13 protein-coding genes are annotated in these 23,512 nt (G+C 70.7%); all 13 read left to right on the forward strand.

Annotated elements, in window-relative coordinates; translation table 11 throughout:
* Positions 1-71: 71 nt before the first annotated feature.
* The 13 genes from LRS14_RS15910 (at position 72) to LRS14_RS15970 (ending at position 23,498) form a co-directional block, all read left to right on the forward strand.
* Positions 72-923 (forward strand): transporter associated domain-containing protein, encoded by an 852-nt coding sequence (locus LRS14_RS15910; protein WP_257800132.1) that lies wholly within the window; start codon positions 72-74, stop codon positions 921-923.
* Positions 920-2,482, forward strand: coding sequence for an apolipoprotein N-acyltransferase (gene lnt / locus LRS14_RS15915; protein WP_257800133.1), 1,563 nt, complete (start codon positions 920-922; stop codon positions 2,480-2,482). The genes LRS14_RS15910 and lnt overlap by 4 nt, the downstream gene beginning before the upstream one ends.
* Before the next feature lie 32 nt (positions 2,483-2,514).
* A complete protein-coding gene (gene glyQ / locus LRS14_RS15920) occupies positions 2,515-3,450 on the forward strand; it encodes a glycine--tRNA ligase subunit alpha (protein ID WP_046110999.1) in 936 nt (311 codons plus the stop codon).
* Positions 3,450-5,594 (forward strand): glycine--tRNA ligase subunit beta, encoded by a 2,145-nt coding sequence (glyS, locus tag LRS14_RS15925; RefSeq protein WP_257800134.1) that lies wholly within the window; start codon positions 3,450-3,452, stop codon positions 5,592-5,594. Before glyQ ends, glyS begins: the two co-directional genes overlap by 1 nt.
* A 46-nt stretch (positions 5,595-5,640) precedes the next feature.
* Positions 5,641-6,246 carry a D-glycero-beta-D-manno-heptose 1,7-bisphosphate 7-phosphatase gene (gene gmhB, locus LRS14_RS15930; protein ID WP_257800135.1) on the forward strand — a complete coding sequence of 202 codons (606 nt, stop codon included), beginning with the start codon at positions 5,641-5,643 and terminating at the stop codon, positions 6,244-6,246.
* 2 nt (positions 6,247-6,248) lie between these two features.
* Entirely contained in the window at positions 6,249-7,001 is a 753-nt protein-coding gene (locus tag LRS14_RS15935) for a 1-acyl-sn-glycerol-3-phosphate acyltransferase (RefSeq protein ID WP_157039403.1), read from the forward strand.
* Positions 6,998-7,837, forward strand: a complete 840-nt coding sequence (locus tag LRS14_RS15940) for a M48 family metallopeptidase (RefSeq protein ID WP_046111003.1) — start codon at positions 6,998-7,000, stop codon at positions 7,835-7,837. Before LRS14_RS15935 ends, LRS14_RS15940 begins: the two co-directional genes overlap by 4 nt.
* Before the next feature lie 252 nt (positions 7,838-8,089).
* Positions 8,090-13,792 (forward strand): SdrD B-like domain-containing protein, encoded by a 5,703-nt coding sequence (locus LRS14_RS15945; protein WP_257800136.1) that lies wholly within the window; start codon positions 8,090-8,092, stop codon positions 13,790-13,792.
* A 98-nt stretch (positions 13,793-13,890) separates the two neighbouring features.
* Positions 13,891-16,068 carry a type I secretion system permease/ATPase gene (locus LRS14_RS15950; protein ID WP_257800137.1) on the forward strand — a complete coding sequence of 726 codons (2,178 nt, stop codon included), beginning with the start codon at positions 13,891-13,893 and terminating at the stop codon, positions 16,066-16,068.
* Complete coding sequence (locus LRS14_RS15955) at positions 16,065-17,378, forward strand: HlyD family type I secretion periplasmic adaptor subunit (RefSeq protein ID WP_257800138.1); 1,314 nt, start codon at positions 16,065-16,067, stop codon at positions 17,376-17,378. Before LRS14_RS15950 ends, LRS14_RS15955 begins: the two co-directional genes overlap by 4 nt.
* On the forward strand, positions 17,378-18,823 hold the full coding sequence (locus LRS14_RS15960; protein ID WP_257800139.1) for a TolC family protein: 1,446 nt from the start codon (positions 17,378-17,380) through the stop codon (positions 18,821-18,823). Before LRS14_RS15955 ends, LRS14_RS15960 begins: the two co-directional genes overlap by 1 nt.
* 324 nt (positions 18,824-19,147) lie before the next feature.
* A complete protein-coding gene (locus LRS14_RS15965) occupies positions 19,148-20,998 on the forward strand; it encodes an SdrD B-like domain-containing protein (protein WP_257800140.1) in 1,851 nt (616 codons plus the stop codon).
* Positions 20,931-23,498: an SdrD B-like domain-containing protein gene (locus LRS14_RS15970; protein ID WP_257800141.1), complete on the forward strand. Its 2,568-nt coding sequence runs from the start codon at positions 20,931-20,933 to the stop codon at positions 23,496-23,498. Before LRS14_RS15965 ends, LRS14_RS15970 begins: the two co-directional genes overlap by 68 nt.
* Positions 23,499-23,512 lie beyond the last annotated feature (14 nt).

Raw genomic sequence — 23,512 nt, forward strand, 5'->3', positions numbered from 1 at the left:
AAGCACGAGTCGGGCCGATGTGATTTTCTGCCTTGCGGTATCCTGTGGCTTCCGATCCGCATGTCCATCCAGTGCACAAACCGGTAGACCGCGACGCCCAGGAGCGACGCAGCCTGTTCGATCGCCTCGTCGAGTTCATTTCGCCCGGCCCCGACTCCAAGGCCGAACTGATCGAATCGCTGGCGGACGCCGAAGAGCGTGAACTCATCGACCCGCAGAGCCGCGGCATGCTCGAGGGCGTGATCCGCATGGCCGACATGAGCGCGGGCGACGTGATGGTGGCCGCCTTCCACATCGACCGCCTGGACATCGACGCCGACTACGACGAGCTGCTGGCCCAGGTGATCGACACCGGCCATTCGCGCTTCCCGGTGTACGAGGGCGAGCGGGACAACATCATCGGCATCCTGCTGGCCAAGGACCTGCTCAAGCTGCAGCGCGCGCCCGAGCTGAACCTGCGCACCCTACTGCGGCCGCCGGTGTTCGTGCCCGAGAGCAAGGGCCTGAACGAGCTGCTGCGCGACTTCCGCAGCAACCGCAACCACCTGGCCATCGTCATCGACGAATTCGGCAACGTGGCCGGCCTGCTGACGATCGAGGATGTGCTGGAGGAGATCGTCGGCGAGATCGAGGATGAATTCGACGAGGAAGACGCCGAATCCGGCATCTACACCCTGGCCGACGGCGCCCAGCGCGTGGCGGGCGATGTCGAGATCGACCAAGTGAACGAAACCTTCGCGGTGACGCTGCCGGAGGATGAGTTCGACACCATCGGCGGCCTGGTGGCGCACGAGTTGGGCCGGGTGCCGCGCCGCGGCGAAGCGGTGGAGGTGGGCGGCCTGCGCTTCGAGGTGATGCTGACGCGTGGCGGTGCGGTGCGCTGGTTCAAGGTCACCCGCGCGCCGGACGCCGCCCCGCGGTGACGGCCGCGGTGACTGGCGCGGCCTCCCGGTCGCCCGCGCTGCGCGGCGCGGCGGCCGTGCTGCTGGCGGCCACCGGCGGGGCGCTGTTCAGCCTGCCGTTCGTGCATACCGGGGCCTGGTGGGCGTCGCTGCTGCTGCTGGCGCTGCTGGCCGGCGCCGCACAGCGGCTGAGGCCGGGCGCCGCGGCGCTGGCGGGCTGGGCCTTCGGCACCGGCTGGCTGGCGGCCGGTACCTGGTGGTTGTTCATCAGCCTGCATGTCTACGGCGGGCTGCCGGCGGCGCTGGCGGTGGCCGCGGTGCTGGCGCTGTCGGCCGGCCTGTCGCTGTACCTGGGCCTGGCGCTGGCGGTGTTCGCCCGCCTGCGCCGCGGCCGGGCGCTGCCCGATGCGGCGCTGTTCGCCGCCTGCTGGCTGCTGGCGGAACTGGCGCGCGGCGTGCTGTTCACCGGTTTCCCCTGGATCGCCACCGGCTATGCGCAGGTGGACGGGCCGCTGGCCGGGCTGGCGCCGTGGGTGGGGGTGTATGGCATCGGCGCGGTGGCGGCGCTGGCGGCCTCGCTGCTGGCCAGCCTGGCCGCAGGCAGCGGACCGGCGCCGCGCCGGCTGGGCGGCCTGGTGGCACTGGTCGCCGCGCTGGCCCTGGCGCCGCTGGCCGCGCGCGACTGGAGCCGGCCCACCCAGCGGCTGGCCGTCACGCTGATACAGACCAACGTGGCACAGGACGAGAAGTTCGCCGCCGACCGCATGCCCGAGGCGCTGGACTGGCTGCTGGCCTCGCTGCGCGGCGCGAGCGGCGACCTGGTGATCGCGCCGGAGACCGCCATTCCGCTGCTGCCGGCGCAGCTCGGGCCGGAGAACTGGCAGGCCTTCGCCGCGCCCTTTGCCGGTGGCCAGCGGGCGGGCCTCATCGGCCTGCCGCTGGGCAGCTACGAGGCCGGCTACACCAATTCGGTGGCCGGCGTGTCGGCCGCGACGGTGGGCAGCACGGACGGCTTCTACCGCTACGACAAGCACCACCTGGTGCCCTTCGGCGAGTTCATTCCCACCGGCTTCCGCTGGTTCACCGAGCTGATGAACATCCCGCTGGGCGATTTCAACCGCGGGCCGCTGGCGGCGCCCTCGTTCAGCGTGCGCGGCGAGCGGGTGGCGCCCAACATCTGCTACGAGGACCTGTTCGGCGAGGAGCTGGCTCAGCGCTTCGCCAGCGAGGCCGATGCGCCGACGATCTTCGCCAACGTCAGCAACATCGGCTGGTTCGGCAACACCATCGCCATCGAGCAGCACCTGCACATCTCGCGCATGCGCACGCTGGAGCTGCAGCGGCCGATGCTGCGCGCCACCAACACCGGCGCCACCGCCGTGATCGACCACCGCGGCCAGGTGCTGGCGCAGATGGCGCCCTTCACCCGCGGCACGCTGGCGGCGGAGGTGGAGGGCCGCGAAGGCCTGACGCCCTTCGTGCGCTGGGCCTCGCGCTTCGGCCTGTGGCCGCCGCTGGTGCTGGCGCTGGCCGTGCTGGCCGCCGCGGCGCTGGGCCGGCGCCGCGCCACCGCCCCGTAAACTCGCGGCCTTTCCGCGCACCGAGCACCCTCATGACGACGCTGACGTTCCAGCAGATCATCCTTCGCCTGCAAAGCTACTGGGACGCCCAGGGCTGCGCGCTGCTGCAACCGTATGACATGGAGGTGGGTGCCGGCACCAGCCACACCGCCACCTTCCTGCGCGCACTGGGCCCGGAGCCCTGGAAGGCCGCCTACGTGCAGCCCAGCCGCCGCCCCAAGGACGGCCGCTACGGCCAGAACCCCAACCGCCTGCAGCACTACTACCAGTACCAGGTGGTGCTCAAGCCGGCACCGGCCAACATCCTGGAGCTGTACCTGGGCTCGCTGGAAGCGCTGGGCTTCGACCTGAAGAAGAACGACGTGCGCTTCGTCGAGGACGACTGGGAGAACCCCACGCTGGGCGCCTGGGGCCTGGGCTGGGAGGTCTGGCTCAACGGCATGGAGGTGACTCAGTTCACCTACTTCCAGCAGGTGGGCGGCATCGACTGCCGGCCCATCACCGGCGAGATCACCTACGGCCTGGAACGGCTGGCGATGTACCTGCAGGGCGTGGAGAACGTGTACGACCTGGTGTACGCGCCCGGCATCAGCTACGGCGACGTGTTCCACCAGAACGAGGTGGAGCAGAGCACCTACAACTTCGAGCACAGCAACGTCGAGTTCCTGCTGCAGGCCTTCGGCGCGCACGAGGGCAATGCTCAGCACCTGATGACGCAGCAGCTGGCGCTGCCGGCTTATGAACAGGTGCTCAAGGCCGCGCACACCTTCAACCTGCTGGACGCCCGCGGCGCCATCAGCGTGACCGAGCGCGCCGCCTACATCGGCCGCATCCGCAACCTGGCGCGGGCGGTGGCGGCCAGCTACCTGGCCAGCCGGGCGCGCATGGGCTTCCCGATGGCGCCGCGCGAGTGGGCCGACGAGGTCATCGCGCAGATCGAACAACAAGCACAGAAGAAGGCCGCGTGATGGGCGCCGACGTGAAGAACCTGCTGGTGGAGCTGTTCGTCGAGGAACTGCCGCCCAAGGCGCTGAAGAAGCTGGGCGAGAGCTTTGCCGGCACGCTGGCCGATTCGCTGCGCGTGCAGGGCCTGGCCGGCGCCGATGCGGTGGTGACGCCCTACGCCTCGCCGCGCCGGCTGGCGGTGCACGTCACCGGCGTCGCCGCGCAAGCGGCCGACAAGCCGGTGCAGCAGAAGCTGATGCCGGTGGCCGTGGCGCTGACGGCCGATGGCCAGCCCACGCCGGCGCTGCTGAAGAAGCTGGCTGCGGTAGGCGCCGATGCGTCGGCCGTGCCTTCGCTGCAGCGGCGGGTCGACGGCAAGGCCGAGGCCTTGTTCCTGGACACCGTGGTGCCCGGCGTCGCGCTGGCCGAAGGCCTGCAGAAGGCCTTCGACGAGGCGCTGGCCCGCCTGCCCATCCCCAAGGTGATGACCTACCAGCTGGCCGACGGCTGGCAGAACGTGAAGTTCGTGCGCCCGGCGCACGGCCTGGTGGCGCTGCACGGCAGCCAGGTGGTGCCGATCGCCACGCTGGGCCTGCAGGCCGGCCGCAGCACGCAGGGCCACCGCTTCGAGGCGGCGCTGCCGGTCATCGAGCTGCCGGATGCCGACGCCTATGCCGACGCGCTGCTGCGCGACGGCGCGGTCATCGCCAGCTTCGACGCCCGCCGCGCCGAGCTGCTGCGCCAGCTGCAGGCCGCCGCCGGCCGCGAGGGCCTGACGCCTATCGACGACGAGGCGCTGCTGGACGAGGTGACCGCGCTGGTGGAGCGGCCCAACGTGCTGGTATGCCGCTTCGAGCCCGAGTTCCTCGACGTGCCGCAGGAGTGCCTCATCCTCACGATGAAGGCCAACCAGAAGTACTTCCCGCTGCTCGACGCGCAGGGCAAGCTGACCAACCGGTTCCTGGTGGTGAGCAACATCCGCCCCGATGACGCCAGCGCGGTGATCCAGGGCAACGAGCGCGTGGTGCGCCCGCGGCTGGCCGACGCCAAGTTCTTCTTCGACCAGGACCGCAAGAAGACGCTGGCCAGCCGGGTCGAAGGCCTGGGCAAGGTGGTGTACCACGGCAAGCTGGGCAGCCAGGGTGATCGGACCGAGCGCGTGCGCTTCATCGCCCGCGCCATCGTCCACCAGCTGGGCGATCACCAGCCGGCTTCGGTGCAGTCGCACGACGAGCTGCAGATGCTGGGCCACAAGGCCGACCAGGCCGCGCTGCTGGCCAAGACCGACCTGCTGACCGACATGGTGGGCGAGTTCCCCGAGCTGCAGGGCATCATGGGCGGCTACTACGCCCGCCACGAGGGCCTGCGCGACGGTGTGGCCATCGCCATCGAGGACCACTACAAGCCGCGCTTTGCCGGCGACGCGCTGCCGCGCAACCACACCGGCACCGTGGTGGCGCTGGCCGACAAGCTCGAGACGCTGGTGGGCCTGTTCGGCATCGGCCAGCTGCCCACCGGCGACAAGGACCCGTTCGCGCTGCGCCGCCATGCGCTGGGCGTGATCCGCATCCTGGTCGAGAAGAACCTGCCGCTGGACCTGCCCGAGCTGCTGAAGGCGGCGGTGCCGGCCTTCGGCGCGCTGATCACCGATCCCAGCGCCGCGCTGCTGGGCTTCTTCGCCGACCGCCTGGCAGTGAACCTGCGCGACCAGGGCTACAGCGCCCAGGAGGTGGACGCGGTGCTGGCCCTGGCCCCCGCCCGCCTGGGCGACGTGCCGCGCCGGCTGGAGGCGGTGCGCGCCTTCGCCGCGCTGCCCGAGGCCGCTTCGCTGGCCGCGGCCAACAAGCGCGTGGGCAACATCCTCAAGAAGGTGGAGGGCGCGCTGCCCACGGAAACCCGGGCCGAGCTGCTGAAGGAGCCGGCCGAGCAGCAGCTGGCGGCGGCGCTGGCCGCGGTGCAGCCGCAGTCCGACCGCCTGTTCGAGCAGCAGGACTACACCGGCTCGCTGCAGGCGCTGGCGGCGCTGAAGGCCCCGGTCGACGCCTTCTTCGACGGCGTGATGGTCAACGCCGACGATGCCGCGCTGCGCGCCAACCGGCTGGCGCTGCTGGCGGCGCTGCATGCCGCGATGAACCGCGTGGCCGACCTGTCGAAGCTGGCGCAATGACGCCGGCGGCTGGCAAGCGCGGGCGGCTGTCCCGATACTGCGGGCCATGACACCGCCCAAGCTCATCATCCTCGGCCGCGACGGCATCCTCAACCACTTCCGCGACGACCATGTGAAGGCGCCCGAGGAGTGGTCGCCCATTCCCGGTGCGCTGGACGCGGTGGCCCGCCTCAACCATGCCGGCTGGCATGCGGTGGTGGCCACCAACCAGTCGGGCATCGGCCGCGGCATGATCGACATGGCCTCGCTGAACGCGGTGCATGCCCACATGATGAAGCTGCTGGGCGCGCATGGCGGCCGCATCGACGCGGTGTTCTTCTGCCCGCACGTGCCCGAGGACCACTGCGACTGCCGCAAGCCGCTGCCCGGGCTGATGAAGCAGATCGGCCAGCGCTACGGCGCCCCGCTGGCCGAGGTGCCGATGGTGTGCGACAACCCGCGCGACCTGGAAGCCGCCCATGCCGCCGGCTGCCAGCCGCACCTGGTGCGCTCCGGCCGGGCGGCGGCGCTGGACGACGCCTCGCTGGCCGAGTGGCTGGCGGTGGCCCCCGAAACCCGCGTGCATGCCGACCTGGCGGGCTTCGCGGACCACATGCTGCGCGGCACCGCCGACGCCGCCGACCTCGACTCCGGCCCGATGGGCCTTGCCTGATGCTGCCTGTACTGCGTTCCGCGCTGTTCTTCCTGTGGATGGTGGTCACCGTCATCCCCATCGCCATCGTCGCGATGACCCTGTCGATCTTCGTGCGCGGCGAGCCGGTGTACCGCGTGTGCATGTTCTTCCTGCGGCTGTGCATCCTGGGCGCCAAGCACATCTGCGGCGTGCACTACCGGGTGCAGGGCATGGAACGGCTGCCCAGCGGCGAGGACAAGCTGGCCCCGCTGATCCTGTGCCCCAAGCACCAGTCCACCTGGGAGACATTTGCGTTCCCCACGCTGATGTCGCATCCGCTGGCCTATGTGTTCAAGCGGGAGCTGCTCTACATCCCGTTCTTCGGCTGGTCGATGGCTCGGCTGGACATGATCCACATCGACCGCGGCCGCCGCACCCAGGCCTGGGCCAAGGTCGCTTCGCAGGGCCGCGAGCTGCTGTCGCGCGGGGTGTGGGTCATCATGTTTCCCGAGGGCACGCGCATACCGCGCGGCCAGCGCGGCGAATACAAGAGCGGCGCCGCCCGGCTGGCCGTGACCACCGGCGCGCCGGTGGTGCCCATCGCCGTCACCTCGGCTCGCTGCTGGCCGCGCAAGAGCTTCGTGCTGCGGCCGGGCGTGATCGACGTGTCCATCGGCACGCCGATCCCTTCCGAGGGCCGCAAGCCGGAAGAGCTGATGCGCCAGGTGGAAGCCTGGATCGAGTCCGAGATGCAGCGCCTGGACCCCGAGGCCTACCGGAGCGCCGGCCGATGAACGACGGCGGCACGGCAGCGGCGCAGCAGTTGGCGCTGTTCGACCGCGCCGCTGCCAGCGCGGCGCCGGCCACGCCCCAGCCGCCCGAGTTCCGCCACCCGCAAGCCACGCACGAGCTGCTGCTGGATGGCCACCGCGTGGCCTATGCCTTGCGACGCGCGCGCCGGCGCAGCATCGGCTTCGTGGTGGGTACCGATGGCCTGGCCGTCAGCGCGCCGCGCTGGGTGCGCATGGGCGACATCGAGGACGCGCTGCGCAGCAAGGGGGCCTGGGTGCTGCGCAAGCTGCAGGAGCAGCGGGAACGGCAGCACCGCCAGCTGGCCGCCCGCGTGGAATGGGGCGACGGGGCCGAGTTCCCCTTCCTGGGCGCACCGGTGCAGGTGCGGCTGGACGCGACCACCACCGGCGCCCAGCTGGTGGCGGCCGACGCGGCGGCCGGCCAGCCGATGCAGCTGCGCCTGGGACTGCCGCCGGCCGCCGGCGCGGCGCAGGTGCGTGATGCGGTGCAGTCCTGGCTGCAACGCCAGGCGCGCCGGGTGTTCGAGGCGCGCTGCCAGCACTTCGCGCCGGCCATGGGCGTGGCCGTCAAGCGGCTGTCGCTCAGCAGCGCCGCCACCCGCTGGGGCAGCGCCAGCGCCAGCGGCGCCATCCGCCTGAACTGGCGGCTGATCCACTTTTCCGAAGCCACCATCGACTACGTGGTGGTGCATGAGCTGGCGCACCTCATCGAGATGAACCACTCGCCGGCCTTCTGGCAGGTGGTGCGCAACACGCTGCCCGGTTTCGAGCAGGCCCGCGCACCGCTGCGCCAGGCCGTGCTGCCCGCCTGGGATTGACGGGTGGTGCCACCCCCGTTCGGGGGGTGTCTGCGTGGCGTACTGCCGCCTTGGCAAGCCTTCTTCGGGTGCAAATTTTCACGAACGGCCGTGAAAAGTGACGTTTATATGTTCACGCTGTGACAGCTGCACCCAAGCAATCTGTCTGGATATATCAAAACCATCGTTTTGATCACTGAGAATCCGCGCCCGCAGACCACGGCCTGAGGCGCGCACCCGATGCGGCGCCCAGAAGAACTTCAGGAGCCCCGCATGACCACCCCCACGTACGCCACCGCCGTTCACCTGGACGAGGACACCGTCCGGCAGTTCGAGATCCCCGCGTTGCTGCAGCAGGCCGGCTACACGCCGACCGGCACGGTGGTGGTCAGCAGCGTCAGCTACCTGGACCGCAGCGGCCAACTGGTCACCGTGCCCACCGAGCTGATGCAGATGGTGGACGGCGACACGCTGCGCATCTCCGCCACCGGCTGGGCGGACTGGTTCGGCAGCGTCAACTCGTTTACCCTGGCCGTGGACAACGGCACCACCGTCGTGCTGATGCAGTTGCAGGTGGTGATCGACCCGGTGAACGACGCCCCATCCGGCACCGACCGCGGCATCAACCTGCCCGACGGCAGTCCCTATGTGCTGAAGGAAGCCGACTTCGGCTTCAGCGACGTGGCCGATGGCCATGCCTTCAGGAGCGTGCTGATCAGCGACCCGCCCGCCGTAGGCGAGCTGCGCCTGAACGGCGTACGCGTGACCGCCGGCACCGAAGTGCGCATCGAGGACGTGCGCGCCGGCCTGCTGACCTATGTGCCGCCGGCCAATGTCTCGGGCACCGCGGTGTTCGGCTTCCAGGTGCGTGATGACGGCGGCACCGCCGGCAATGGTTCGGTGGACCTGGACCCGACGCCCAACTACATCAGCTTCTGCATCCCGAACGCGGTGCTGGGTGACCGTGTCTGGCTGGACGCCAACGGCAACGGCGTGCAGGACCTGGGCGAGGCGGGCCTGGCCGGTGTGGCCGTGACCGTGCGCGGCGCGGGCGCCGACGGCACCTTCGGCACTGCGGACGACACCAGCGCCAGCACCGTCACCAATGCCAACGGCAACTACCAGTTCACCGGCCTGCAGGCCGGGCGCTACCAGCTGAGCGTGGGTTCGGCCGCCGCATACGTCTTCACCGGGCGCGACCTGGGCGGCAACGACGCGCTGGATTCCGATGTGGACGGCAACGGCAGCACGCAGGTGTTCACCCTCACCGCCGGCCAGACCAACCTGACGCTGGACGCCGGCGTGCGCGCGGTCAAGGCCTCCACCCTCAGCGGCAGCAGCTGGGTGGATGCCAACGGCAACGGCGTGCGCGACGCCGGCGAGACCGGGCAGGCCGGCGTGACGGTGACGGTGCGCGGCGCCGGCCTGGACGGCCAGTTCAACACCGCCGACGACACCGTGGCCACCACCGTCACCGGGCCGGGCGGCGGCTACAGCCTGGGCAACCTGGCCAGTGGCCAGTACCAGGTGGGCTTCGGTGCCCCGGCCGGCTACGGCTTCACCGGGCAGGACGTGGGCGGCAACGACGCGGTGGATTCCGACGTGAACGCGAGCGGCCAGTCCGCCGTGGTGACGCTGGGCATCGGCCAGGGCGCCGTGGTGGACGCCGGGCTGCGCCCGCTGAACACCGGCCATATCGGCGACCGCGTGTGGCACGACGTTAATGGCAACGGCCTGCAGGATGCCGGCGAGGCGGGCATCGGCGGCATCGCCATCACGCTGCAGGGCGCGGGCCTGGACAACCTGTTCGGCACCGCCGACGACACCACCGCCACCACCACCAGCGGCGCCAGCGGGGCCTATGGCTTCAATGGGCTGGCGGCGGGCCGTTACCAGGTGGTGTTCGGCAAGCAGGCCGGGCTGGTGTTCACCACGCGTGACGTGGGCACCAACGACAGCATCGACTCCGACGCCAACGTCACCACCGGCATCTCGCAGGTTGTCACGCTGGCCGCGAACCAGACGAACGTGTCGGTCGATGCAGGCTACAAGCAGGTGATGACCGCCTCCATCGGCGACAAGGTCTGGCGCGACGGCAACTACGACGGCGTGCAGCAGAGCACCGAGGCCGGCATGGCCGGCGTGTCGGTGCAATTGCGCGGCGCCGGCCTGGACAACGTCTTCGGCACCGCCGACGACGTGGCCGCCAGCACCACCACCGACGTCTACGGCAACTACAGCTTCTCGGCGCTGGCCGCCGGTCGTTACACGCTGAGCTTCGGCACCACCGCCGGCTTCACCTACACCACGCAGCGTGCAGGCACCAATGCCGCGCTGGACTCCGACGCCAACGCGGTGACCGGCCAGACCGATGTCTTCTCACTGAACGCCGGCCAGAAGCTCACCAGCGTCGACGCGGGCCTGGCCGCCATCCGCACCGCCTCCATCGGCGACCGCGTGTGGCTGGACGCCAATGGCAATGGCCGTCAGGACGCGGGTGAAGCCGGCGTGGCCGGTGTGCGCATCCAGCTGAGCGGCGCCGGTGCGGACGGCATGAGCGGCACCGCCGACGACGTGGCCGTCACCACCGTCAGCGATGCGAACGGCGCCTACCGCTTCAACCAATTGGCCGCCGGCAGCTACACGCTGCGCTTCGATACACCGGCCGGCCTGCGCATCACCGGCGCCGACGCCGCCCCGGACAACGTCGACTCCGACATCAGCGGCTACGGCGTGGCCAACGTCACCCTGGCCACCGGCCAGGCCGCCGATGTGGATGCGGGCTACCAGCAGGTGAAGGATTCGGTGCTGTTCGGCAGGGTCTGGAACGACCTCAACAGCGACGGCCTGTACGACGCCAGCGAAGCCTCCATGCCCGGTGTGCAGGTGCGCCTGAGCGGCGCCGGCTTCGATGGCGTCTTCGGCACGGCCGACGACGTGAGCCAGGTCACCACCACGAACAGTTACGGCAACTACAGCTTCGAAAACCTGGCGGGCGGCAACTACGTGCTGGGGGTGGAAGCGCCTGCGGCCTACGAGTTCACGGTCAAGGATGCCTTGTCCAACACCCGCGACACCGACGACAGCGACGTCAATGCCGCGACCGGCCGCACCGATGTGTTCACCCTGGGCAGCTCCACCACCCGCACCGACATCGCGGCAGGCCTGAGCGAGCGCGCCGCCGCCAGCGTCGGCGACCGTGTCTGGCTCGATGCCAACGGCAACGGCCTGCAGGATGCTGGCGAGGTGGGCGTGGCCGGCGTGCAGGTGCGCCTGACCGGCGCCGGTGCCGACGGCATGCTCGGCACGGCCGACGACGTGGTGCGCACCACCATCACCAATGCCGATGGCGCCTACCTGATCAGCGGGCTCAAGAGCGGCACCTACACCACCACCTTCACCGCGCCCACCGGGCTGCAGTTCACGAGGGTCAACGCCGGCAACGACGCCATCGACTCGGACGTGGATGCCACCGGCGCGGCCACGGTCACCCTGGCGCCGGGCCAGGCGGGCGGCGTGGATGCAGGCCTGCAGCAGGTCAAGACCTCGGTCGTCTCCGGCCAGGCCTGGAGCGACCGCAACGGCAACGGCCTGAGCGATGCCGGCGAAGGCGGATTGGCCGGCGTGCAGGTCACGCTGAAGGGCGCCGGCTGGGATGGTGTGTTCGGCACCGCCGACGACGTGCTGCGCAGCACCACCACCCGGGCCGACGGCAGCTACAGCTTCACCGGCCTGGCCGCTGGCGCCCACACCGTCACCGTGGCGGCGCCCAACAGCTTCGTCTACACGCAGCGCGACGCGCTGGGCAACACGCAGGACGACCGGGACTCCGACGTGGACACCACCACCGGCACCACCGGCGTGTTCACCGTAGGCACCGGGGCCACGGCGGCCAATGTGTCCGCCGGCTTCAATGAGGTGCCGGGCAGCAGCGTCGGCGACCGGGTGTGGCTGGATGCCAATGGCAACGGCCTGCAGGACGCGGGCGAGGTCGGGCTGGCCGGCCTGCAGGTCAGGCTGACCGCCCGCGGCGCCGACGGCGTGCTGGGCACGGCCGATGACGTGATCCGCACCACCACCACCGACGCCAGCGGCGCCTACCGCTTCGACACGCTGGAATCCGGCAGCTACCGGGTGCAGGTGCAGGCCGCCGGCTTCAAGGCGACGCTGGCCAATGCCGGTGACGACCTCCTCGACTCCGACGCCAACAGCGCCGGTGTGGCCACCTTCACCCTGCGCCCCGGCGTGGCCGACCACAGCGTGGACATCGGCCTGCAGCAGATCAAGACCGCCTCGGTCGGCGACCGCGTGTGGGCGGACAGCAACCGCAACGGCCTGCAGGATGCCGGCGAGGCGGGTCAGGAGGGCGTGACCGTGGTGCTGCGTGGCGCGGGCTTCGACAACGTCTTCGGCACCGCCGACGATGTCTCGGCCACCACGGTCAGCGGCGCGGACGGCAGCTATGCCTTCACCGAACTGGCCGCAGGCCAGTACACGCTGAACTTCAGCCGCCCGGGCTACGAGGTGACCGTCGCCAATGCCAACGGCAACACCAGCGACACGCTCGATTCCGACATCGACGCCCAAGGCAACACCGCCGTGTTCACCCTGGGCCTGGGCCAGGTCCGCACCGACATCGACGCCGGCTTGATCCCCCCGCCGTGCGCCAGCCTGGTGGGCGACAGCCAGCTCCACGAAGGCTCGGTCGGCAGCTACCGCGTGCAGCTGAACACCGCGATGGCCTACGACACGGTGTACTACGTCAGTGCCGCCGGCGGCACCGCCGGCCGCACGCTGGGCTGGGCCGGCGACCAGCGCATCGCCGCCGGCGGTGGCACCGACGCGGGCGGCTACCACCACTACAAGCAGTACTACCACAACCAGTATTTCGACGAATACGGCAACCTGTGCACCGCCACCGGGCCGGCCGACATGAGCTGGGACTACGCCCTGTACAACCCGGCAGGTGCCATCGCCGGTGTTGCGGGCGGCTTCTACGTGACGGTCAAGGCGGGCCAGACCATGTCGGCCGCCTTCAGCGTCGAAGCCTGGCGCGAGAAGGTGTACGTCGATGGCGACTTCCTGTACGGCGGCTACGGCTTCGACGACTGGTGCAACGTCGGCCGCACCGACTACCAGGAGGCCGCCGTCGAGTGGTTCCAGCTCAACCTGACCGGCGTGAACACCGGTGCGGTGGAAGTCTGCGAGCCGGCGCTGTCGGTGTGCATCACCGACACGTCGAGCTATTACCGCTACAGCCCCATCGTCTTGGACATGGACGGCAACGGCATCCAGACCACGCTGCTGGCCGAGTCCACCGGCACCTTCGACCTGCTGGGCACCGGCCGTGCGCTGCATTCCGGCTGGATCTCGTCGGGTGACGCCTTCCTGGCGGTGGACGTCAACGGCAACGGCTGCATCGACGACATCAGCGAGTTGTTCGGCGGCACCAAGGGGCAGGGTTTCGCCAAGCTGGCCAGCTTCGACAGCAATGCCGACGGCCTGGTGGATGCGCAGGACACGGCCTTCTCGCAGCTGCTGCTGTGGCAGGACGCGGACGGCAACCATGCCACCGACGCCCGCGAGCTGCGCACGCTGGCCGAGGCCGGCATCGCCAGCCTGAACACCGCCTACGTGGACCAGGCCGTCGAGCAGTGGGGCAACCTGCTGGGCGAGGCCAGCACCGCCACCCGCACCGATGGCTCTTCCATCGAGATGGTGGACGTGTACTTCAACGTGGCACCGGACACGGCCGAAGGCCTGGCCATCGCGGCCGGCGCACCTGCGCTGGACACGCTGCTGTCGGCGGACGACACCCTGCTGGACGCGGCCCTGTGCGGCATCGGCGAGCCGGCCGCCGCGGCCGGCGCCGAGGCTGCGGGTTGCGAGGCCTGGGCCGAAGCCGGCGAGGCCACGCGCCAGCTCATCGCCTCGATGCGCCTGGCCGAGAGCGGCTTGCTGGCCAGCGTGGGCTGACCGGCCGGCTGTTGTCGACGTACCGCCGGCCCGGGTTGCCGGGCCGGGCCCCCGGGTGGCAGCGCGCCGCGCTGCCCCCTCACCACCGAGCGTGGACCATGAGCAGTGACATTTCCCTCGCCGTGCCCGATGCGGCGGCCACCGGTACGCCGCTGGCAGACCACCGGCTGCTGGACGCCGTGCTGTTTCTGGCGCGCTTCTTCGGCGCCCCGGTGCAGCGTGAAGCGCTGCTGGCCGATGGCCACCTGCAGGCCGATGCCACCGAGGCACTGGCCGGCTGGTGCGCACGCGCCGGGCTGGTGCTGTCGCCCTTGCCGGCAGGCGCCGATGTGCGCGCCACCATGCTGCCGGCGCTGCTGTGCGGCGAGGGCGGCGCCGCACTGGTGGTGCTGCATGCGCAAGGAACCGGGCAGGGCGAGGCCGCGCGCTTCGAGGTGCATGCGCCCGGCGTCGCCGGCACCCGCTGGATGTCACTGGCCGAGATCGAGGCCGCATGCCCCGGCGCACGCTGGCAGGCGGTGCGTGCCGCCCTGTTCTTCGACCAGCGCAGCCTGCTGTACACGCTGCCGCAGGCCCGGCGCTGGTTCTGGGATGTGTTCGGCCGCAACCGCTGGATCTTCGGCTGGGCGCTGGTGGGCACGCTCGGCCTCAACCTCATCGGGGCGCTGATCCCGTTCTACACCATGGCGGTGTACGACCGCGTGGTACCCAACAATGCGCTGGGCAGCCTGTGGGTGCTCACCGTGGCGGCGGTGCTGCTGGTGGGCTTCGAGCTGGCGATGAAGGTGCTGCGCGGTGCGCTGCTGGAAAGCGCTGCCCGCCGGATGGACGTGGCGCTGTCCTCGGCCATCTTCGCGCGCTGCCTGCAGCTGCGGGCGGCGCGGCGGCCGGCCTCGGGCGGCGTGCTGGCCAACGTGGTGCGCGACTTCGAATCGGTGCGCGAGTTCTTCGCCTCCGGCACGCTCACCGTGCTGGGCGACCTGCCGTTCATGCTGCTGTTCCTGGGCATGATCGCGCTCATCGGCGGCTGGCTGGTGGCGGTGCCGCTACTGGTCATTCCGCTGATGCTGCTGGTGGCCTGGGCGCTGCAGCGTCCGCTGATGCGCAGCGTGTCGGCCTCGTCGCAGCAGAGCGCGCAGCGCACCGCGCACCTGTTCGAGAGCATGAATGCACTCGACACCCTGAAGGCCCTGGGCGCCTCCGCCTGGAGCCGCCGCCGCTGGGAGCAGCTCACCGTGGCCATTGCCCAGCACGGGCTGCAGACGCGTGAGCTGGTGGCCTTCGGCGGTTATGCCGCGGCGTCGATGCTCACGCTGAGCAACGTGCTGCTGGTGGCCATCGGCGCCGTGCTCATCGGCGAGCAGGCGCTGACCACCGGGCAGCTGATCGGCGTCACGCTGCTGGCCGGCCGTGCGATGGCGCCGGCTTCGCAGATCGCCTCGCTGGTGCTGCGCTGGCAGCAGACCCGGCTGTCGATGACGGCGCTGGAGCAGGTGATGAATGCGCCCACCGACGACGAGCAGGCCACGCTGCAGGCGCCGCCGCTGTCGGGCCGCATCGAGTTCCGCGACGTGTCCTTCGCCTATCCCAACCGGCCGCCGCTGCTGGATGGCTTGAACCTGCGCATCCGCCCGGGCGAGCGGGTCGGCTTCATCGGCAAGCTGGGCTCGGGCAAGAGCACGCTGCTGCGGCTGCTGATGAACCTCTATGCGCCGGCCAGCGGCACCGTGCTGCTGGACGACCTGGCCACCACCCAGCTGGATGCGCAAAGCCTGCGCAGGCAGGTGGGCTACGTGCCGCAGGACGTGACGCTGTTCCACGGCAGCATCCGCGACAACATCGAGCTGGGCCGCACCGAAGGCGGCGACGCCGCGCTGCTGGCCGCCGCGCGCAGCGCCTGCCTGGAGGAGACGCTGTCGCAGCTGCCTTCCGGCCTGGCCACGCCCGTGGGTGAACGCGGCGAGCTGCTGTCCGGCGGGCAGCGCCAGGCGGTGGCCATCGCCCGTGCGTTGCTGGGCGGGCCCCGGCTGCTGCTGCTGGACGAGCCCAGCAGCATGATGGACCCGGCCACCGAGCAGCGGCTGATCCGCGAGCTGCGGGCGCTGCAGGGCTGCACGCTGCTGCTGGTCACCCACCGCATGGCGATGCTGCCGCTGGTCGACCGCCTGGTGGTGCTGGACCGCGGCCGCGTGGTTGCCGACGGCCCGCGCGACGAGGTGCTGCGAGCGCTGGCCCAGCCGCCGGCTCCGGCCAGCCAGACGGGGGGCGCATCGTGAGCGCCGGCCTGTTCGGAGCCGCCGACGCCGCCGCGGCCGACCTGGACGCCGGCCCGCGCCGGCTTGTGCTGGTGATGGTGGCGATGCTCGCCCTGTTCGGCCTGGTGGTGCTGGCCTGGGCCACCTGGGCGCAGGTGGACGTGGCGGTGAATGCGCGCGGCACCGTGCTGGCGCCCAGCCGGCTGCAGGAGGTGCAAAGCCTGGAAGGCGGCATCGTGCGGGCGCTGAACGTGCGCGCCGGTGACAGCGTGCACAAGGGCCAGCCGCTGGTGGAGCTGGACGAGGTGCAGGCCGAGGTGGAGGTGGGCGAGAGCCGCGAATCGCTGCGGGCGTTGCAGGCCGCCCGCATCCGCGTGCAGGCGCTGCTGGATGGCCGCGCGCCCAGCTTCGGCACGCTGGAAGCCGATGCCCCGGCGCTGGTGCGCGAGGAGCGCCGGCTGTGGGAATCGGCGCGGCACGAGTTCGACGCCAATGCCAGTGCCGCGGCCGAGGCGGTGCGCCGCCGCGCTGCCGAACTGGCCGAGGCCGAAGGCCGCATTCCGGTGCTGGAGCCGCTGGTCGCCTCGGCCCGCGAAGCCTTGCAGATCGAGGAGCGGCTGGGCCGCGAGGGCGCCGGCGCCCGGGCCGACCTGCTGGTGGCGCAGCAGCGCTTCCTGCAGCAGCAGGCCGAGCTGAGCGCGCTGCGCCAGTCGCTGCCGCGGCTGGCCGCCGGCCTGGCGGAGGCACGTGCGCAGGCGGCCGAGCAGTCGGCCCGGTTGCGTGCGCAGTGGGGCGCCCAGCGCACCGAGATCGAAGGCAAGCTGCAGGCGATGGTGGCCACCGTGCGCGGGCGGGAGGACAAGCTCGCCCGTCGGGTGCTCAGCTCGCCGATGGACGGCGTGGTCAACCGGGTGCTGGTCAACACCGTGGGCGGCGTGGCGGCGCCGGGCGCGGCCATCCTGGAAATCGTGCCGCGCGACAAGACGCTCACCGTCACGGTGCGCGTCAAGCCGGCCGACATCGGCTTCCTGCATGCGGGCCAGCAGGCCACGCTGCGGGTCACCTCGTTCGACAGCTCCATCTACGGCACGCTGGACGCCACCGTGCAGCGGGTGGGTGCCGACGCGCTGCTGGACGAGCAGGACAAGCAACCCTACTTCGAGGTGCAGCTGCAGACCGCGCGCGACCACCTCACGCACCACGGCCGGCAGCTGGCCATTGGCCCCGGCATGCCGGTGGAAGCCAGCATCCTCACCGGCCGCCGCACGGTGATGCAGTACCTGCTGAAGCCGGTGCTGAAGACGCTGGATTCAGCGATGCAGGAGCGGTGATGAGCTGGCATGCCTGGATGTCTTCTACGCTGCTGGCCGCCGGCCTGGCGCTGCCGGCGGTGGGGCCGGCGTCGGCTGCCGATGCCGCCGACCACACGCCCGCCCAGCCGACGCCCGCCGTGGCGGCGCCTGTCGAAGCGGCGCCGGCCAGCCCGCTCACGTTCTCCGTGGCGCTGCAGCAGGCGCTGCTGCAGGACGGCGCGCTACGTGCCGCCCGCGCCAACGTGGTGGCGGCCCGTGCCCAGCAGACCCAGCTGCGCTCCCGCTTTTTCCCCACAGCGGGTGTGGAAGCGCGGCAGGGCCGGCAGGTGGTGGACGAGCTGCAGAGCCCGGTCGAACGCCATGTGCGCCGCAGTGAGGGTTTTGTGCGCTGGAACCTCTACAACGGCGGCGCTGACCGCAGTGCGCTGGCGGCAGCCGAGTTCGATCTGGCCGCTGCCCAGGCCGACGCCCGGCACGAATTGGAAGAAGCCTGCGAGCGGGTGGGCAAAGCGTGGGCGGAGCTGCAGAAGCAGCAGGCGCTGCACCAGCACGCCCTGCAGCGCCATGCCGAAGTGCGCGGCCTGGCCGAGCGTGTGGCGCGGCAGGTGGCGGCCGGCAAGTCGGCCGATGCCGATGGGCAACTGGCGCAGTCGGCGTTGATCGACGCCGAACTGGCGCTGCAGGGCAGTGCGGCCGACCTGGCAGCCGCCCGCGCCCAGTTTTCCGTCATCACCGGCCTGCCCGGCGTGCAGGCGGTGGAGCCGGCGGCGTTGCCCTGGGCCGCGCCCACCGGGCTGGCGCTGGCCACGGCGCTGGACGACTGGTGGGCGCTGGCGGTGGAAGGCCATGCGGCCAGCCAGGCGGCGGCGGCACGGCGTGCGGCGGCCCAGGCCCGTGTGCCGCTGATCGCGCCCGAGTACCTGCCGCGTGCCGACCTGGACCTGCGCAAGACGCTCTCCGAGCGCACGGCCCCGACCGAGTCGAGCCGCGACCGCCGGAGCTGGACGCTGTCGCTGACCTACGAGGTACCGCTGGGCGGTGCCGCCACGGCGCGGCGCGACGACAACGTGGCGCGTGCCGAAGCGGCCGAGGCCGAGGCCTGGCGCAGCCTGCAGGCGCTGCGCGGCGAGCTGGCCGTGGTGCGCCAGCAGGCGCTGCAGGCGGCCGATGCACTGCCGGCGCTGGAGCGCCAGCGCGGCCACCTGGAGGCGGTGGTGCAGGCCAGCGAGCTGCAGTACCAGGCCGGCCGGCGCAGCCTGCTGCAACTCATCGACCAGCGCGACCGCCGCTTCAACGCCGAGCAGCGGGCGGCCGACACCCGGCTGCGCCTGACCCAGGCGCAGCTGCGGCTGGGCGTGCTCACCGGCAGCCTGGCCGCGCAGTGGGGCCTGGCCACCGCCGACCCCTCGGCAATACCCGAGCGAAGCACTGAGCCGACCCCCGAATGGTTGTTGCCGCGTTGAAAACCACCGCCCGGCAGCCCCCAGGGTTAGGGGTTCGCTGGCCTGTTTCCAACAGTTGCGAAATTGACCGAAGCGACATCTTCAGCTTGTTTTGTTGCGGTGCACCAACGAAACAGCGTCCCTATGTGCTGGGCGGCACGGCATAAACGGCAAAAACGTACGATTCCAACCCTCAAGTCGGGTCGTCATGGGTTTGACGGGCTGTTAGTGCGCACTTCAAAAATGATCAAAACATCCTGACAATCCGCGGCGCTTGGCCGGCTGGGCACCCCTGGCAGGTGACACGCCCTGATCCGTACAGCGCATGACCCCAGGAGGAACCCGATGACCGTATTCAATTATTCGACCGTGGTGAATGTCTGCGAGGACACCAACGAGGACTTCGATGTGGCGGCCTTGCTGGCGCAGGTGGGCTACACAGCCAACGGCGCGCTGACCATCGACACCCTGCTGGTGGCCGATGGCCAGGGCGGCTACGTGCCCGCCCCCACGCTGCTGTTCAGCCAGGTGGACGACGACACAGTGCGGGTGTCCGCCGCCGCCATACCCAACTACTTCGGCAGTTTCGACACACTGAGCGTCATCGTCGACGTCGGTGCGGACCGGATCAACCTCACGCTCAAGGTCATCATCGACTCGGTGAACGACGCCCCCAGCGGCACCGACAGCGTGGTGGCCCTGACCAGTGCCGGCGCCTACGTGCTCAGCGAGGCCAATTTCGGCTTCACCGACGTTGACGGCAACGCGTTCAAGTCGGTGCTCATCAGCGCGCTGCCCGCCACCGGCCAGATGCTGCTCAACGGCGTGGCCATCAGCCCCGGCACCGAAGTGCTGGCCAGCGACATCCGCGCCGGCCGCCTGACCTACCTGCCGGCCCAGGGCACGACCGGCATCGTCGGCCTGTCCTTCCAGGTGCGTGACGACGGCGGCACCGTCGGCTGCAACGCAACCGACCTCGACCCCACCTGCAACATCCTGACCTTCAAGCTGCCGGTGCTGGCCTCGCTGGGCGACCGCGTCTGGCTGGACGGCAACGGCAACGGCCTGCAGGACAGCGGCGAGGCGGGTTTTGCCGGCGTCACCGTGCGCCTGCTGAACGGCAGCAACCAGGTGGTGGCCACCACCACCACCGATGCGACCGGCCAGTACCTGTTCACCGGCCTGCTGCCCGGGCAGTACAAGGTGCAGGTGGCATCGCCCAACGGCTACCAGTTCACCACCGCCAATGCCGGCGCCAACGACGCGCTGGACAGCGACGTGGTGTGGAACGGCGCCGGCACCAACACCGGCACCAGCGGCCTGGTGACCCTGGCGGCCGGCGAGACCAACCGCACGCTGGATGCCGGCGTGAAGGTGTGCCTGGTCAAGGTGGGCGACACCGTCTGGTGGGACGCCAATGCCAACGGCGTGCAGGACGCCGGTGAACGCGGCATCGCGGGTGTGGCCGTCAAGCTGACCGGCGCCGGTGCCGACGGCGCCTTCGGCACCGCCGACGACGTGGTGCGCAACACCACCACCGACGCCAGCGGCAAGTACCTGTTCGACGGCGTGGCCTGGGGCCAGTACAAGCTGTCGCTGGGCGGCCTGCCCGCGGGTTACGGACTCACCGCCGCCGACGTGGGCACCAACGATGCGCTGGACTCCGACTTCCGCGCCATCACCACGACCAGCACCGTCAACCTCATCACCAACGGCAGCTTCGAGCTGCTGAGCGGCACGCAGCCCACCGGCTGGGTGGGCCTGGGCGACACCATCGAAACCAACACCGCCGCTTCCTACGGCGTCACTGGCGCCACCGGCGCACGGGTGGTGGAGCTGGACGCCAACCGCACCTACAGCAACAACACCGGCCTCGGGCAGGATGTGCAGACCGTCGCCGGCCAGAGCTACACCCTGTCGCTGGACGTCGCGGCGCGCTCCGGCACGCTCGCCTCCACCAACACGGTGGAAGTGTGGTGGAACGGCGTGCGCATCGCCTGCATCGAGCCCACCTCCACCGCGCTCAAGACCTACAGCTTCACCGTCACCGGCACCGGCGGCCTGGACCGGCCTCGCGCTGCGCGAGCAGGCGGGCGACGACGACTGTGTCGGCGGCATCATCGACAACGTGCGCCTGATCGGCACCACCAGCAGCACGGTGTACGAAGCGGGCTTCGCCGTGGCCAGCTGCAATGACAACCTCACGCTGGACGCCGGCCTGGTGCTGACCCACCCGGCCAGCCTGGGCGATCGCGTGTGGTTCGATGCCAATGGCAACGGCCTGCAGGACAGCACCGAGGCCGGCGCCGCCGGTGTGACGGTGCGGCTGCTGAACCCGGCCGGCCAGGTGCTGGGCACCACCACCACGGATGCCACCGGCGCCTACCTGTTCACCGGCCTGCCGCCCGGCCAGTACGCGGTGCAGGTGGTGGCCCCGCAGGGCCAGGAGTTCACGCTGGCCAATGCGGGCAGCAACGACGCCATCGACAGCGACGTGCTGTGGTCCGGCACCGGCAATACCGCTACCAGCGCCCTGGTGACGCTGGCCGCCGGCGAGAACAACCGCAGCCTGGACGCCGGCCTCAAGCCCTGCCTGGTGGACGTGGGCGACCGCGTCTGGCTGGACGCCAACGGCAACGGCCTGCAGGACGCGGGCGAAGCCGGCGTCGCGGGCGTGGCCGTGAAGCTCATCGGCGCCGGCCACGACGGCCAATTCGGCACCGGCGACGACACCGTGCGCAGCACCACCACCGACGCCGCAGGCAACTACCGCTTCACCGACGTGGCCTGGGGCAGCTACAAGGTGGCCATCGGCCTGCCGACCGGCTACCAGCTCACCGCCGCCGACGTCGGCAACAACGACGCGCTGGATTCGGACTTCCGCGCATTGAACGTGGCCGCCGGCCCGAACCTGATCGTCAACGGCAGCTTCGAGCAGTCGTCCGCCGGCTGGTGCGGCCTGGGTGACAGCATCGAGGTGCAGGCCGCGTACAACTTCGGCGTCAACGGCGCCACCGGCAGCTTCGTGGCCGAGCTGGACGCCAACCGCACCTGGACCTACGGCACCGGCCTGTACCAGGACGTGCAGACCGCCGCCGGCCAAAGCTACACCTTGTCGGTGGACCTGGCCGCGCGCGCCGGTTATGCCAGCTGGACCAACACCGTGGAGGTGTGGTGGAACGGCACGCGCCTGGCGCAGATCGACCCCACCAGCACCACGCTGAGCACCTACAGCTTCAACGTCACCGGCACCGGCGGCACGCATCGCCTGTCGTTCCGCGAGCAGCATGGCGACGACGACAGCGTGGGCGGCATCATCGACAACGTGCGCCTGATGGCCACGCCGTCGGTGGCCTACGAAAGCGCCGCCTTCACGCTGGCCGACTGCAACGACAACCTCACCATCGACGCCGGCCTGACCCAGCAGGCCTGTGTCACGCTGGTGGGCGCCGACTGCATCTACGAGGGCAGCAGTGCCAGCTACGCACTGCAGCTGGACCGTGCGCTGGCGGTGGACACCACTGTTTTCGTGAGCATCGTCAACGGCAGCGCGCAGATGGTCACCGGCCCGCAGTCCAATCAGGTCATCACGGCCGGCGGTGGCTACACCGAAGTCAACGGCCAGTTCTTCGCCAACCAGTACTTCGACCCCGTCTACGGCACCCGCTACAACACCGCCACCGGGCCGGCCGCGCAGAACTGGGACTTCAGCGTGCGCGACCTCGCCGGCAACTGGGTGCCGGCCAGCACCGCGGGCTTCGCGGTCACCATCCGCGCCGGCCAGACCACCTCGGCCGCCTTCAACGTCGATGCCTGGAAGGAAAAGGTCTACGCCGACCTGGACTTCGTGGGCAGCAACTACAAGGAAGCCGCCTGGGAGAGCTTCCAGCTGCAGCTCAGCGGCGGCAATGCCTTCACCGAGTTCTGCGAGCCGACCAAGACCGTGTCCATCGGCGATACCAGCACCTACTACACCTACAGCCCGATCGTGCTGGACCTGGACGGCAACGGCATCCAGACCACCGCGCTGATCGACGCGGGCGGCAGCTTCGACCTGTTCGGCACCGGGCACGCCGTGCAGTCGGGCTGGATCTCCGGCGGTGACGCCTTCCTGGCGGTGGACCTCGATGGCAATGGCCGCATCGACGACATCGGCGAGCTGTTCGGCGGCGCCGAGCGCGGTGTCGGTTTTGCCAAGCTGGCCAGCTTCGACAGCAACGGCGACGGCGTGGTGGACAGCGCCGATGCCCGCTTTGCCGAGCTCAAGGTGTGGCAGGACGCCAATGGCAACCACGCCACCGACGCCGGCGAGCTGCGCACGCTGGCCGAAGCCGGCATCGCCAGCCTGAACACCGCCTACCTCGACCAGAGCATCGACCAGCTGGGCAACGTGCTGGGCGAAGCCGGCAGCGCCACCCGCCTGGACGGCAGCGCGGTGGAGATGGTGGATGTGTATTTCAACGTCTACGCCGACGACGCCGCCGCCGCCCAGGCGGCCGCGCTGCCCGTGCTGGACAACTTGCTGTCTGCCGACGACGCGTTGCTGGACCGTGCCTTTGCCGGCGGCTGCAGCGGCGGCGCGGACGCCAGCGGCCTGGCCACGGCCGGCTGCGGCGACGACAGCGCAGCACTGATGCGGCAGGTGATTGCCGCGATGAAGAACGCGGACCTCAGCGCCACCGCTGCGGTTGCGTAAGGCCGCAAGGCCTT

Source organism: Aquincola sp. J276 (assembly GCF_024700035.1).
In the GTDB taxonomy this organism is placed as follows: Bacteria; Pseudomonadota; Gammaproteobacteria; order Burkholderiales; family Burkholderiaceae_C; genus Aquincola; species Aquincola tertiaricarbonis.

Excerpts from the sequence above, each read along its gene's own strand:
- glyQ (WP_046110999.1), top strand. The coding sequence starts at position 2,515 with ATGACGACGCTGACGTTCCAGCAGATCATCCTTCGCCTGCAAAGCTAC.
- glyS (WP_257800134.1), top strand. The coding sequence starts at position 3,450 with ATGGGCGCCGACGTGAAGAACCTGCTGGTGGAGCTGTTCGTCGAGGAA.
- gmhB (WP_257800135.1), top strand. The coding sequence starts at position 5,641 with ATGACACCGCCCAAGCTCATCATCCTCGGCCGCGACGGCATCCTCAAC.
- LRS14_RS15940 (WP_046111003.1), top strand. The coding sequence starts at position 6,998 with ATGAACGACGGCGGCACGGCAGCGGCGCAGCAGTTGGCGCTGTTCGAC.
- LRS14_RS15945 (WP_257800136.1), top strand. The coding sequence starts at position 8,090 with ATGACCACCCCCACGTACGCCACCGCCGTTCACCTGGACGAGGACACC.
- LRS14_RS15950 (WP_257800137.1), top strand. The coding sequence starts at position 13,891 with ATGAGCAGTGACATTTCCCTCGCCGTGCCCGATGCGGCGGCCACCGGT.
- LRS14_RS15960 (WP_257800139.1), top strand. The coding sequence starts at position 17,378 with ATGAGCTGGCATGCCTGGATGTCTTCTACGCTGCTGGCCGCCGGCCTG.
- LRS14_RS15965 (WP_257800140.1), top strand. The coding sequence starts at position 19,148 with ATGACCGTATTCAATTATTCGACCGTGGTGAATGTCTGCGAGGACACC.